Origin of the sequence: Pseudomonas sp. ICMP 561 (genome assembly GCF_002699985.1) — a bacterium.
GTDB lineage: Bacteria > Pseudomonadota > Gammaproteobacteria > Pseudomonadales > Pseudomonadaceae > Aquipseudomonas > Aquipseudomonas quasicaspiana.
In genome coordinates this window covers 115,241-128,909 of sequence record NZ_LKBT01000013.1, presented here as the reverse complement: position 1 = coordinate 128,909, position 13,669 = coordinate 115,241, and the positions used below count along the sequence as shown (strand labels likewise).

The following is a 13,669-nucleotide window of genomic DNA, read 5'->3' as shown; positions in this document are numbered from 1 at the left end:
AGGAGGCAACTTGTTGGCTAGAGGGTCTGCTGCGGTGATTCAGGCACTCCGCCTCGCGAACAAGTTCGCTCCTACCGGGCAGTGCCGGGTGAGGCTGTTCAGGTAGGAGGCAACTTGTTGGCGAGAGGGCCTGACGCGGTGATTCAGGCAAACCGCCTCGCGAACAAGTTCGCTCCTACCGGGATCACTATTATGGCCTTATATGCTCAATAAACATCCCGTCGATACCGTCCTGCCTCGATCAATTCCCCGACCGCTTCTGCGCCGAGGATCTTGATCAGCGCAGCGTCCACTCCCGCCGCCATGCCTTCCAGGCTTCCGCAGATGTAAATTGCTGCACCTGCAGCCAGCCACGCTTTTAACTCGTCAGCGGCCTGAAGCAAGCGATCCTGCACGTAGATTTTCTCAACCTGATCGCGGGAAAACGCTAGTTCCAGCCGCGTGAGTTTTCCTGCCGCCAGCCACGCCTGTAGCTCACTGCCACAGTGAAAGTCATGGGCCTGATTCCGCTCGCCGAACAGCAGCCAGTTGCGGGTATGCCCCTGCGCGATGCGTGCCTTGAGCAAGCTGCGCAATCCGGCCAGCCCGGTGCCATTACCTAACAGGATCAAAGGACGTGAATCACCCGGCAGATGGAAGCTACTGTTACGTCTAACCCTCAAACTGACCACATCATTAAGCTCAACATGCTCCGTCAGCCAACCGGAGCCCAACCCGAGACTGCCATCGGGATGCAGTTCCTGACGCACGATCAATTCCAGTACGCCATCCTCGGCGATTGACGCGATGGAGTACTCACGCGGGGCCAACGGCACCAACGCATCAATCAATGCCTGAGCATGCAGCCCGACAAGATGTGCCCGATGGTGAGGCAGTTGACGACTGGCCAATGCCACTTCGATGGGTTCTTCCAGCCCGCCGATATTCACGTGTGTGCTCACCGCAATACCCAGACCGGCGAGAAAGTCCTCTACGGCCTGCCGACTGTTGCGTGGCATCACCTCAACCAGATCGCCGGCCTCCCACGTGATCGACGGCGGCGGTGTCAGGCCGAGCAGAAACACTTTCGAACCGCTGCTACCCGGGTTGAGCCATTCGCGCCGTGACAGCGTCCAGTTGTCATAAGTCGGGGCCTGCCAGAGCGCAGCCGGTGTATTGCCAGTGAGCTGCGCCAACTGCTGCTGCCAATGCTGCAAGGCCAGTGGGTCTGCGCTGTCCACTTCCACGGACGCGAACAACGACTGGCCGCCCCGCTCTTTCAGCCAGTCCTGCAAGCGATGAGCAAACGCACAGAAATGTTGATACTGCCGATCGCCAAGCCCCAGCACGGCGTAATTAAGGTTATTCAGTGAGAGCCCTGCGCCGAGCAGCTTGCGCTCGAAAGCCCGGGCGCTGTCCGGCGCTTCACCGTCGCCGAACGTGCTGACCACAAACAGCGCGTTACGGCTTTGGCTCAGATCCTGTTCGGTGACATCCGCCAGGCGCTGAACATTCACCGGCATCCCGGCCGCCTGCAACTGCCCGGCCGTCTGCCAGGCCAACTGTTCGGCAAAACCGCTTTGACTGGCAAAACCGATCAGCCACGCAGGCCCTTCTGTATGACTGGCGACTCCTGCACGGGCATTGCGCACATCACGCTTCTTGCGCCGACGGTCGAGATACAGCAGCCAGCCCGTGATAAAGAACAGCGGCATCATCAGCGATGCGACGGTCATGATGATGCGCCCGGGCATGCCGAAATAACTGCCCACGTGCAGGCTGTAATTGCTGACAAGCAACTGCGCACCGAAGCTTTTTTCGGCATAGCGGGACACAGCACTGACGTTGCCCGTCGCAGGATCGAGGGTGATCTGGTTGAGCGCCCGCGGATGTGGCGAATCCTTGAGCAGGTAGAAAATCGTCGCGGGCTGACCGCCAGCGTTAGGCAAACGGATATTGTATGAAGCCAATCCTGGACCTGCCGTCGCCTGAATGCTGCCCCAGATCGCGACATAATCCGCCTTGGGTGCTGGCTCGTTTTTATCTGCCGGACGCATGCCACCGCCCCGCCGCTGCTCGCCGATGGGCGCATCGCCGAGCAAGGCGTGCATGCCATTACTGAACCAGTCGTAAGACCAGTTCAGACCGGTGATGGCGAACAGCAGATAGAACAGCAGGCACCAGGTGCCAAATACCGAATGCAGGTCCCAGTTGAAGCTGCGTCCCTTTTTGGCCCAGTCCATGGTCAGCCAGATACGCCAATTCAGGGCCTTGCGCGGCCAGCGCAGATAGAGCCCGGACAGACAGAAAAAAATCAGAATCAGCGTGCAGGCGGCCGTGACCTGCTTGCCGTATTCCCCCAAGGCCAGAAAGCGATGCAGCTTCAACACGAAATCAAAAAAACCGGCCCCTGCGGCGTCGCCGGTGACTTCGCCGGTGTACGGGTTGAAGTTGCGCATCGGCCCACGCCGCTCACCGGGTGGCGGAGTGAAATAAACCTGCGCTGCTTTATCACCGACGGTCTGCACACGCAGGATCGCCACGGTCAGGCCGGTTTCGGCTTCAAGCTTGCGTACCAGCTCAACCGGCGGCAACGGTGTGCCGCGTGCCTCGATGATCAAGGCGTCCGGGTTGATCCATTCAAGAATCTCATCCTCGAACGAATACAAAGCCCCGGTTATGCCCATCAGCGCCAGCACCAGCCCAGCCGTGATGCCGAAGAACCAGTGGACTTGAAACAGAATCTTCTTCAGCACCCTTACGACCTCATGGACCCGCAATGCGGCGCATTATGCCTGTAAACAGCACAAATTCTCATTCGCTATTCGACTGAGGGTGAGCACGCCCCATAGCGCCCCTCCCTTTTCCACTTTGCCCCGGTCAGTAACCGCAACAGATATGCCGCTCTTATCCTGAATTATTTCAGACTCTTTCAAGATTCATTGAAAGTACCCCGAAAACTATAAGCCAGCTCCGTAAAAGTAATTCTCCTACATTCACGGACTACTTTTCCACTTTGACAGTAACGCGACATCCACCCTAATCTCAAAGCGTGCAGAAGGATTTTACATTGCACATAAAGTGCTTACTACAGGCATCTACTTGCCCCTGAACATCATTAAAGGATTAATGATATGTCAATTTATGAAAACCTCCCTGTCAGTACTGACACGGTTGTCGATGAAGCCGCCCGTGCGCCTATTACTCTCTTTAATTATTCCGCAGCGAATCAGAGTGACTCGGATCGCAAACCAGGTCTCATCCTCACCAAGGAGCAGCTCAAGAATATTAAACATTACGAGATCGCCGGACTGGCGCTCCCCATTGAAATCAATAACGTCATCAATTATCTGGGGTACTCCACCGGCGCCGGTGAAGGGTTGTCAGCGACTGACTTCCAGAAGACATTCCAAATTATCCATACTCATGCCAGAAGCTGGAACCCGTTGCGGGTCGATCTTATATCTGTAGGGCATAAGCTGGAAGTATTTGCGGGCGAAATGCTAAGCCATGGAAGGTCCATGGAAGATGTTGTCGCAGATATCAGTTCGCTTAACACGCTCGATAAGTACAACATAAAAACCCTCGAAGATGTCCGCAAGCTTGAAATCAGTATGGGCGACAAATTTCCCGGCATAGCACTCGACGACTGGGATAAAGACGCCGTTAGTGACTTCAGCTACATCCTCGACAAGATTTTAGAAAGCGTCAAGCAACAGGAGGCAGAAGCGAACAGCATTAAGGTTCGTCTTGACGCGTTCGCCACGACATTGGCTCAACAAGTAGGCCCAAGACTCAGGTCACAACTCCGACTGATTGATAAAAACACTTTGTCCGATGATATCAAAGCGCTTAGCATCATCATCAAGGACCGTGCAGAGACTATTGATGAGAAAGTAAAAGAGTACAAGGAACTGGTTAAACAGGCGGTAAGTTCTGCGGCCGGCTTTAATATTGTCGGTCTCGCCATGTCAATCTACCTCGGTGTAGACGCTGAAAAAACTCGTCAAGAACGTGACAATCTTCGGGCCGAGCAGGCTCGTGATATCGCTGCGATGCAAACCAAAAATCGTATTCTGGGTTCGCTCTACCGGGTACGTCTTGACTTGCAGCATCTCGACCTGATCGTTATTGATGCCGATATTGCCACTCAAAATCTTGTCACCGTCTGGAACAGACTATCCATATTTCTCAAGCAGTCCTCGGACAGGGCTGATCAGATCGATGATGCACTTACAGTTCGCAGGTTCATCGGTGCGTTTCGTTTGGTCGTTGTGCCTTGGGAAGCGATTAAAAGGGATGCAGGCCTTCTATTAGAAGTGTTCGCCGAAGCTGACGAAGAATTCAGAGCAGAATATCAAAACCCGTCCAACCGTCTGGGTAGTGGAGCATAACTATGAACAGCACATTTGAAGCAACCGACTACCTGCAGTCCGAAGCCCCCGACCTGGCCGTTCTTCGGCAGTCGAAGCAATACTGCAACGACAAAATGATCGACATCGAAGTGTTTTATACCCAAACCTCCTACCTACCGAGCCTGTACGGCAAGTTCAACCGTTTGAACTCCACACTGAACCAGGCTCATACCCGGCTTCGCGACGGTACTCAGCGGCTGCAGTATGATCTGGATTCGCAAGCCAACGTCCTGCGTGGCTATCTGAAGGAACTCGCAGAGTCTTCCGATGACACCGAACGCCTGGAAATTCTTGCTGATGCGGCCAAGGAAATGAACGCAGTACTGAAATCCACCCGCAACGAAGCCAGTACTCTGGCCGCCTCGCTGCTTTCAATCAGTGAACCGTTCGAACGCACCTCTACCTTGCGTAATCTCTTGGGGTTCAATACTGAACTGGAACGCCTGCCTGAGGAAATACAAGAGATCGAAGCCAGCCGGGCGAAGGTCGAGGCTGAGCGCGCCACCTTAACGGCAGCGATCAATGCAATCGAAAGCAAAGGCTTTGGCGCAATTGCCCAAGACGCCATCCTGACCGGCGAAAAGATCGCTGCACTGGGCCCTACCCCACCCGAAGCGGCCGTAATAGCACTGGCGCTGGACCTGCTCAAACAGTCCCTTGATAAGCTGGATGCCAGCCTGAACTTCTTGGGCTTGATCCGCATGCGAGATGTGCTGCGCGAGCGCAGCAACGCTTACGCCGCCGCCCTGCGCGACAAACAATTGGAACTCGGCGCCGTAGGACGTCGCATCAGCTTGATTGACGCTGCGCACCTGTTTGATGATGAACTCCAGACCTACAAACGCGAATACAGCAAAGTGGTCGATGCTGTTCGGGCTTACGAGGCCCGATTCAACCGCATGTCCACTGTGGATGAATTTACGGCACAAGCGTTCATCGCTGACACAACAGCGCTGGCTGCTTATTTGCGGCCCATTCGCTAAATGACGTCAGGGCATAGTTCGTAATGTTCTAACCCGCGATCGCAGGGGCGGTTTTGAATGCCCCTGCACGACGCAATTACTGTCAAAAAAGCTGACGATAAGGTCGCTTATCATCCAGCACCTGGGCGAATAAATGACGAACTACTTTACTGCGCTAGATTTAAACCAACTCGAAAACTACGCGATCTTTTCAGACAAACTTCCCACCTCGCTCCTTCTCTCCAAAAGCACACTTGACTTGGGATCCACTGTAGATTCACGCCAGTACAGAGTGTTTGAATTAGATAAGCTGATTAGCAGGGCCAAGGCAGATGCGAATACCTGGCGCGGCACGCAAGACGCTGTGACATCGTTACATAGAGACGTTGAGAACTTTATTGACGAGTTCATACTCCTTTCACAGCAGGCACTGAGAGCCCCCGGCATCCCTCAGTCCACCAGACTCTTTGAGTTCGCCACTTCCAACAACTTTCAATTTTTAAAAACATTCAATCAACAGCAGCAGACGGCTGTGCGCTTGGCCACAGGAACCTACACTGTCCTGCCACGGTTGATCGAATATATGTACAACAACATTTACCTCTATGCACAACGCGAACATACACGCTCAAACGCCAACTCGATAAAGTTTGGCCCTGCATGGGTACGTATATCGGGCAGCATCAGCGTTGCGCTAAACCCGACTTCGGCCTACCGATATGCACAGGCAATGGAGTTTATCGACGCCTACCAACGAGAATACGCCCTCAGTCATATGGCCTATAGTAATCTGACCGCTCATCTCACCCGTTTGAAAGAAATGACAGCTCAGTGTGTCTTCCAGTCATTGCAACTGAGAACCGTCACTAAACCTTCTCGTCTCAAGGCCAGCGTCGACATACTGCTGGTGTCGCTGAGAGAAATTCAACGCATGTCCGCCGAGGCCATTGCGTTGTTCCGACAGTAGAGATAACGCCTCGCAAAAAAAAGCCCGTGACGCGTCACGGGCTTTTCTGAGCATCAGATCAATCAGACGTAGAACGACTTCAGCGGCGGGAAGCCATTGAATTCTACGGCGCTATAGCTGGTGGTGTACGCACCTGTGGACAGCCAGTACAGGCGGTCACCGATGGCCAGGTTCAGTGGCAGGCCATACTTGTAGTTCTCATACATGATGTCGGCGCTATCGCAGGTCGGACCGGCGATGACAACTTCTTCCATCTCGCCTTTCTTCTCGGTCCAGATTGGGAACTTGATGGCTTCGTCCATGGTTTCGATCAGGCCGGAGAACTTGCCCACATCCGTGTACACCCAACGCTCTACCGCAGTGCGGGATTTACGCGACACCAGCACCACTTCGCTGACCAGAATACCGGCGTTGGCGATCAGCGAACGACCCGGTTCCAGAATGATTTCCGGCAGGTCATCACCGAAGTCTTCTTTCAGGTAGCGAATGATTTCTTCAGCGTAGGTTTCCAGGCTGTTGGTGCGGGTGATGTAGTTGGCCGGGAAGCCGCCGCCCATGTTGATCAGCTTGAGGACGATGCCGTCTTCTTCTTTGAGACGCTCGAAGATCACTTTGACCTTGGCGATCGCTGCGTCCCAGACGCTGATGTCGCGCTGTTGCGAACCGACGTGGAACGAGAGGCCGTAAGGTACCAGACCCAGGTCACGAGCCAGAATCAGCAGATCCATGGCCATGTCGGTCTGGCAGCCAAACTTCCGCGACAAAGGCCAGTCAGCGGTGGTCGAGCCTTCGGTCAGGATACGCACGTAGACTTTCGAACCCGGTGCAGCCTTGGCGATGTTGCGCAGGTCAGCTTCGGAGTCGGTGGAGAACAGACGCACGCCCTTCTCGTAGAAGTAGCGGATGTCCTTGGATTTCTTGATGGTGTTGCCGTAGCTGATGCGGTCTGGAGTGACACCGCGGTCCATTACCTTGTCCAGCTCATAGATCGACGCGATGTCGAAGCTCGAGCCTTTATCCTTGAGCAGGTCGATGATTTCGACCGCCGGGTTGGCTTTGACGGCGTAGTACACCTTGGCGAATTCGAAACCTGCGCGCAAGTCATCGTAAGCCTGGCTGATCATCGCGGTATCGATAACCACGAACGGGGTTTCTTGCTTGTCGGCAAACGCCTTCATTTTGTTGAAGGTGTCGCGCTGGAAATAGTCTTCGACCTGGATCGGCATGCTACGGACTCCACTGGGCAAACAAATGAATAAATGGGTGCATATGAACGTCCTCCGTGTGTATCCCCACTTTGGTTCGCCTACTTCCCAAGGCATGTCCGCCGAAAGCAAAAAAGGCCATCTGGAGGTCGCCTCCCGTGGCCTTGCTGTCTCGTCGTCAGTACTTGAGCCGGATGGATCGTTTCCAGCTTGGACGTTCGGCGCGAACTGTAGGACCTGAGGGGTTAGAGATCAACAAAAAATGTCGCATTTGCAGACGTTTCTGCCGGATCGGCTCGTATGCCCCACTGTAGTAACGGACCTGTGTGACAGCTTGATGTTCATTCTGGACACGATTTGATCGTGAATATCACATGGCCCTGTAGGAGTGAGCTTGCTCGCGATGGCGTCTGAGCAGGAACATCCTTTTTTATAGATGTACCGCTATCGCGAGCAAGCTCACTCCTACAGGGGCCAGGTTTCCTACAAAAAATGTGACGATTGTGAAGGCTTTGTCCCTATCTCTTGAGTGAAGAGTCCTAGAAACTCAAACCCGCTTGCGCCCGCCATTTCCCGGAACTAGCCTGCGCTCCGCCACTGTAAATCAGTGGTCGGGTGTGAGAGCCCGGTTGCAAAAAAGGGTGCATCAGTCCATCAGATATGGCGGCTGTGTGCAGGCAGACTCCGGTCTGGCCGGTTTCCCTTTGACTGGTCTCTCACCCTGTACACAGCTGCCACCCACTTCCGTGTGAGAGCGACAAGTGATGGCTCCAATCTAAAGGGATACATCATGACGAAAACCACCCTCGAACAAGACCTCCAACGCGTCAGCGACCTCCTCCGCTGCGCAGTCGCCACCGCCTACGAATCCAGCGACCATCTCACCGGCCAGAAACGCGACCTGGCGTTTTCGGTGGTGCACCTGGTCGAGATTGCGCAGGGGTTGGTTGAAAGATCGTTGGTTGGCGTGGAAACAATTTAATTGCGAAGCTGCGATCCAGGTGGGAGCAGGGCTTGCCCGCGATAAACGATAACGCGGTGAGCCTGCTGAATCTGGCATCTGAATCGCGGGCAAGCCTCGCTTGTATATTTAGACTTGAAGGGGTGGGTGGGAATAAAGCATCGCTTCTGACTCGACTCTGACCAGTCCAGTACAGACCGTGGGAGACTTCATCCCCCCCTTTCACCTAATGCGCCAATAAGGAATGCATCGGCTTTTGACCGACGATAGAAGCAAGCCAGCGCGACGGTGAACCCCAACAAGCTCCTAAAACGTAGCTCGGAGGACTGGCCATGACAACCTTTGATTCCCACGTGATTGTTGGTGTTGATGTAGCGAAGGATGAAATCGTGGTGTATCGGCGTGATCTACTACAGACGATCGCCGAATCCGTAGGAGCGCGCTTGCCCGCGATTCAGGCACTGCGGTGTATCAGGCATACCGCGTTATCGTGCATCGCGGGCAAGCCTCGCTCCCACAGACGATCGCGCTATTCCGTAGGACCGGCCGGGCGGCGTTCCGCTTTAGCCGGGAGGGCGTCGGGACATTCACTACATATTCTTCGTCAGAAATACCGCTCTCCCGGCTAAAGCCGGTCCTACGGGATTGCAAGCAAACATAGAATCTCCCACAGGGGATTGCGTTCATCCCGTAGGACCCGCTTTAGCCTGGAAGAGGTCGCTACAGTCGACGCATTTGTACGGTCAGAAACGCAGCCTTCCCGGCTGAAGTGGAACACCGCCCGGCCGGTCCCACGTTATCGGTTCATCCTCTGGGAGCATCGGCGCTGCGCATCCAAATACAGACAGCCGGTAATGGAATCACGGAAAACCTGTCACTTCTGACAGTACAAAGATATCTCCCCTCGTAGCACAGTACCCATAAGCCATTAAGGCTTACAGAAATCTAACTGAATACGCATCATCGCAGGATGATCGAAGGACATGGAGAAGTCTGATGAAAACCGTAAAAGCGAGCACCCTAGGCGTTGCCCTTTTTATTTCACTGCCTTTGTACATACCAGCTTATGCTGCGGACGCTGGAGATACGAAAGTAGAGCAATGCGTTGATGTATTGCGAGCCGCAGACTCAAGCTATGAGGGAGTGACCTACATCCTGAATTATCGCTACAGCCAAATATGGCTTCTTGACAAGTCAGTATCCGATAACTTTAGCGCCTGTATAAGTCAAGCCAGCGGGCAGTCTCCTTCAAACATAACAGTCATAAACAGCAGAGACAGCGTAGATATAGACATGTATGCCAGCATGGGCAAGCGCTACCTATTAAGCGACGCTTACCAGAGAAAAATCCTGGTGGACACTACAGAAAAAAGAAGCTACGAATTAGTTCGGACCCCACCCTCAGGCAGTATCGAAGCACTGGGAGGAAATAATCCGAACACCTATGACCGTAAATGTGTTCGCCCCCAGTTCTGTCCACCTGAAAGATAACCAGAGTGCAGTTTTTTTGCTGGAGACTGCGCAGGGTTGTTTGAGAGATCGTTGATCATGGTAGAGCCGCGATAAAGCGAACACACGGCGCAACGGTCCGTCCACGGGATAGGCTTCGCCGCAAGCCCCGCGCCATTGCAGCGCGGGGCTTTTACATCAGGCCTGCGCTTCAGCCACGATGTCAGCCGGCGAAACGATGCTGGTCTTGCCGCCGCGTGAACGACCCGAGCTCAGGTACTCGGCAATCGACTCCTGAGTCACTTCACCCAGGAACACGTTCTCGGCGTCCAGCACTGGCAGCCATGAGCGGTTGAACTCGTACATGCGCGACAGCAGGATGCGCAAGTGTTCGTCGTAGGCCGCGGTGGCGTTGAACTGACGCAGGAACGGCAGGCAGGTGCCGGTCTGGCGATGCAGGTCGCGACGGCGCACGTAGCCCATGGCCTTGTTCTCGGCATCGGTGACGACGATGTAGCGACGGTCGTTTTCGTCCATCACTTCCAGCGCGTCGGCCACCGGGGTTTCCGGGCTGACCGATGGTGCGTTGTCCGCAGCATCTTCGGCTTTGACCAACAGCAGACGCTTGAGCGTGCTGTCCTGGCCAACGAAGCTCGACACGAACTCGTCTGCCGGATGCGCCAGCAAGGTGTCCGGGTGGTCGATCTGCAGCAGTTTGCCTGCGCGGAAGATCGCGATCTTGTCGCCCAGCTTGATCGCTTCGTCGATATCGTGGCTGACCATGATCACGGTCTTGTTCAGCGCACGCTGCATTTCGAAGAATTCGTTCTGGATCATCTCGCGGTTGATCGGGTCGACCGCACCGAACGGTTCGTCCATCAGCAGCAAAGGCGCATCAGCCGCCAGGGCGCGGATCACACCGATACGCTGCTGCTGACCACCGGACAGTTCACGAGGATAACGATGCAGGTACTGCTTGGGCTCCAGCTTGATCATGCTCATCAGTTCACGAGCACGGTCGTGGCAACGCTTGGCGTCCCAACCCAACAGCTTGGGCACCACGACGATGTTTTCTTCGATGGTCATGTTCGGGAACAGACCGATCTGCTGGATCACGTAGCCGATGTTGCGACGCAGGGTCACTTCGTCCAGATCAGTGGTGTCTTCACCGTTGATCAGCACCTTGCCGGAGGTCGGCATGATCAGGCGGTTGATCATTTTCAGGGTGGTGGACTTGCCGCAACCCGACGGGCCGAGGAAAACGCAGATTTCGCCTTCGTTGACGGTGAGGCTGACCGAATCGACAGCCTTCACTTCTTTGCCGTTGCTTTGGAAAGTCTTGGTGAGGTTTTGAAGTTCGATCATTTCAGTAATCCTTTTGGAGTCAGCGCACGTTGCAGCCATTGCAGGAGAAGGTCAGCGATGATGGCCAGAATACTGACCAGTACCGCGCCGACGATCAGCATCGACATATCGCTGCGGCTGATTGAAGCAAGAATAAGTACACCCAGACCGCCAGCACCGATGGTGGCGGCGATGGTCATGACGCCGATGTTCATCACCACGGCAGTACGCACGCCAGCGAGGATCACCGGCACGGCGATAGGCAGCTCAACCATGCGCAGGCGCTGGCCGAAGGTCATGCCGATGCCTTTGGCGGCTTCGCGAATACCCGGCTCCACGCCTGTCAGTGCCAGATACGTGTTGCGCATGATCGGCAGCAGCGAATACAGGAATACGGCGGTGATCGCAGGCATCGGGCCAAGGCCTTGACCGAACTTGGAGTAGAACGGCAGCAGCAGACCGAACAGGGCAATCGACGGCACGGTCAGCAGCACGGTGGCGCTGGCCTGCAATGGACCGGCGAGTGCCGGGAAGCGGGTCATCAGAACGCCGAGCGGAACACCAACCAGAATCGCCAAGGTAACCGCGATGCCAACCAGCGTGATGTGCTGCAAGGTCAGGTGAATAACCTGATTCCAATCTATCTGGGAGAAAACGCTAAAAAAACTCATGTCGTCTCCTTCCTTAGTTAAGTGGGTGCTGGCGCAGGAAATCTGCGGCAACGGAAGAGGGGCTTTCGTGACCGACGTCGATGCGGGCGTTGAGGTCAATCATGGTCTGGGTGTCCAGCAGATCGGCCAGCGGCTTGAGCAACGTGGCAATTTCCGGGTGCTTGTCCAGATAATCCTTACGGATCACCGGAGCAGCGGTGTAGTCCGGGAAGTACTTCTTGTCGTCTTCCAGCACTTTCAGTTTGAAAGCATTCAGGCGACCGTCTGTGGTGTACACCAGACCGGCGAATACCTGGCCGTTACGCAGTGCGGTGTAGACAAGGCCTGCGTCCATCTGGCGAGTGTTCTCACGGCTGAGATTCATGTCGTAATGCTTGACCATGCCGATCAGACCGTCGGAACGGTTGGCGAACTCGGTGTCCAGCGCTACGAGATGACCCTCTTTGGCTTCGTCTTTGAGGACTTTGGTCAGGTCGGTCATGGTGTTGACCTGCGGATACTTGTCCGCAACTTTCTGCGGCAGCGCCAAGGCGTAGGTATTGTTGAACTTCGACGGCGAAAGCCATACCAGGCCTATCTTGGCGTCGAGCTCTTTGACCCGTGCGTAGGTTTGCTCGCTGTCGAGTTTTTCATCGATATGGTTGTAATTAACCAGCGACACGCCGGTGTACTCCCAGATCAGATCCAGTTGACCGCTTTCCTGTGCACTACGTGCCAGGCTGCTGCCCAGACCACCCGTGACTTGAACGTCATAGCCCTTTGTACGCAGATACTGCGCAGTCAGTTCGGCTAGCAACGTTTGCTCGGTGAACACACGTGCACCCACGCGCAATACCGGCCCTTCCGTGGCGGCGTTGGCCACCTGGGCGAATCCTGCGAACAGCAAGGCAAAGCCCGCTATTAATGTGCATAACTTTTTCATTGGTATTCCTTTCGCTCAGCGAGTCAGGCCACGTTCCAGCCAGGTACGACTGGCAAGAGTCACCAGACCATCAAGCAGCAACGCCAGCAGAGCGGTACACGCTGCACCCAGCACCAGTTGCGGCTGATTGTTCAAGGCGATGCCCGGGAAGATCAGACTGCCAAGGCTGTTGGCACCGATCAGGAAGGCCAAAGGCGCGGTACCAACGTTGATGGCCAGCGCGACACGCACACCACCGACGATGATCGGTACGGCGTTAGGCAATTCGACTTGCCACAGGACTTGGCGCGGCGTCATGCCGATACCAGTGGCTGCTTCCTTGAGTGAACCCTGAACGTTTTTCAGGCCTTCGTAGGTGTTGCGTACGATGGGCAACAACGAGGCGAGGAACAGCGCGAAGATCGCAGGCCCACTACCAATCCCGAGAATCCCGAGGGCAATGGCCAGAACGGCGAGAGGGGGAACGGTGTTACCAATGTTGAAGATCTGCATGAAGCGTTCGGCACGGCCAACCATGCTTGGTCGACTAAGGGCAATGCCCGCCGGGATCCCGACCACGAGGGCCGCCAACATTGAAACCAGAACCAGAATCAGGTGAGCTTGCAGATAGAACAGCAGGTCATCCTGGTATTGCTTGATAGTACTGATGCCGATCCAGTGGATCAGCAGGGCCAGGAGTGCGATTACAACCGCACCTCCAATCAGCCCCTTGCCATAGCGATTAGCCACAGGCGGACTCCTTATTTCAGTCGGCGAACGCGTTGCCGTGATCGACCCTTGCAGGTGATCAGGAA

General features: G+C 55.1%; 11 protein-coding genes. 5 read left to right on the top strand and 6 right to left on the bottom strand.

Translation table 11 applies throughout. From position 1 onward, the window contains the following. Positions 1-206: 206 nt before the first annotated feature. Positions 207-2,732, bottom strand: a complete 2,526-nt coding sequence (locus AO242_RS13100) for a PepSY domain-containing protein (RefSeq protein WP_099269060.1) — start codon at positions 2,730-2,732, stop codon at positions 207-209. Between the two features lie 381 nt (positions 2,733-3,113). Here AO242_RS13100 and AO242_RS13095 point away from each other — a divergent pair, with 381 nt between their 5' ends. The 3 genes from AO242_RS13095 to AO242_RS13085 all read left to right on the top strand — a co-directional run bounded on the left by AO242_RS13095 (position 3,114) and on the right by AO242_RS13085 (position 6,323). Continuing rightward, positions 3,114-4,373: an alpha-xenorhabdolysin family binary toxin subunit A gene (locus AO242_RS13095; protein ID WP_176560616.1), complete on the top strand. Its 1,260-nt coding sequence runs from the start codon at positions 3,114-3,116 to the stop codon at positions 4,371-4,373. Positions 4,374-4,375: 2 nt separating this feature from the next. Next, the gene (locus AO242_RS13090) at positions 4,376-5,377 is read left to right on the top strand and encodes an alpha-xenorhabdolysin family binary toxin subunit B (protein ID WP_099269054.1); all 1,002 of its coding nucleotides are present in this window, start codon (positions 4,376-4,378) and stop codon (positions 5,375-5,377) included. Positions 5,378-5,510: 133 nt separating this feature from the next. Further along, positions 5,511-6,323, top strand: a complete 813-nt coding sequence (locus AO242_RS13085; protein ID WP_099269053.1) for a hypothetical protein — start codon at positions 5,511-5,513, stop codon at positions 6,321-6,323. Between the two features lie 62 nt (positions 6,324-6,385). Here AO242_RS13085 and AO242_RS13080 read toward each other — a convergent pair whose 3' ends face one another. Then, positions 6,386-7,549: a type III PLP-dependent enzyme gene (locus AO242_RS13080; protein WP_027901326.1), complete on the bottom strand. Its 1,164-nt coding sequence runs from the start codon at positions 7,547-7,549 to the stop codon at positions 6,386-6,388. Between the two features lie 769 nt (positions 7,550-8,318). Here AO242_RS13080 and AO242_RS13075 point away from each other — a divergent pair. Both AO242_RS13075 and AO242_RS13065 read left to right on the top strand, forming a co-directional pair. Continuing rightward, entirely contained in the window at positions 8,319-8,510 is a 192-nt protein-coding gene (locus tag AO242_RS13075; protein ID WP_099269052.1) for a DUF6124 family protein, read from the top strand. Positions 8,511-9,485: 975 nt separating this feature from the next. Continuing rightward, the gene (locus AO242_RS13065) at positions 9,486-9,980 is read left to right on the top strand and encodes a hypothetical protein (RefSeq protein ID WP_099269050.1); all 495 of its coding nucleotides are present in this window, start codon (positions 9,486-9,488) and stop codon (positions 9,978-9,980) included. Between the two features lie 156 nt (positions 9,981-10,136). On the opposite strand, the gene AO242_RS13060 is transcribed toward AO242_RS13065, so the two are convergent. Genes AO242_RS13060 through AO242_RS13045 form a run of 4 tightly spaced genes read right to left on the bottom strand, consistent with a single transcriptional unit; the run spans position 10,137 to position 13,604 of the window. Next, positions 10,137-11,303: an osmoprotectant ABC transporter ATP-binding protein OsmV gene (locus AO242_RS13060; RefSeq protein ID WP_099269049.1), complete on the bottom strand. Its 1,167-nt coding sequence runs from the start codon at positions 11,301-11,303 to the stop codon at positions 10,137-10,139. Next, entirely contained in the window at positions 11,300-11,953 is a 654-nt protein-coding gene (locus AO242_RS13055) for an ABC transporter permease (protein WP_099269048.1), read from the bottom strand. The genes AO242_RS13060 and AO242_RS13055 overlap by 4 nt, the downstream gene beginning before the upstream one ends. 13 nt (positions 11,954-11,966) lie before the next feature. Further along, positions 11,967-12,875: a glycine betaine ABC transporter substrate-binding protein gene (locus AO242_RS13050; protein WP_099269047.1), complete on the bottom strand. Its 909-nt coding sequence runs from the start codon at positions 12,873-12,875 to the stop codon at positions 11,967-11,969. A gap of 15 nt (positions 12,876-12,890) precedes the next feature. Continuing rightward, positions 12,891-13,604, bottom strand: a complete 714-nt coding sequence (locus AO242_RS13045) for an ABC transporter permease (RefSeq protein ID WP_027898183.1) — start codon at positions 13,602-13,604, stop codon at positions 12,891-12,893. Positions 13,605-13,669 lie beyond the last annotated feature (65 nt).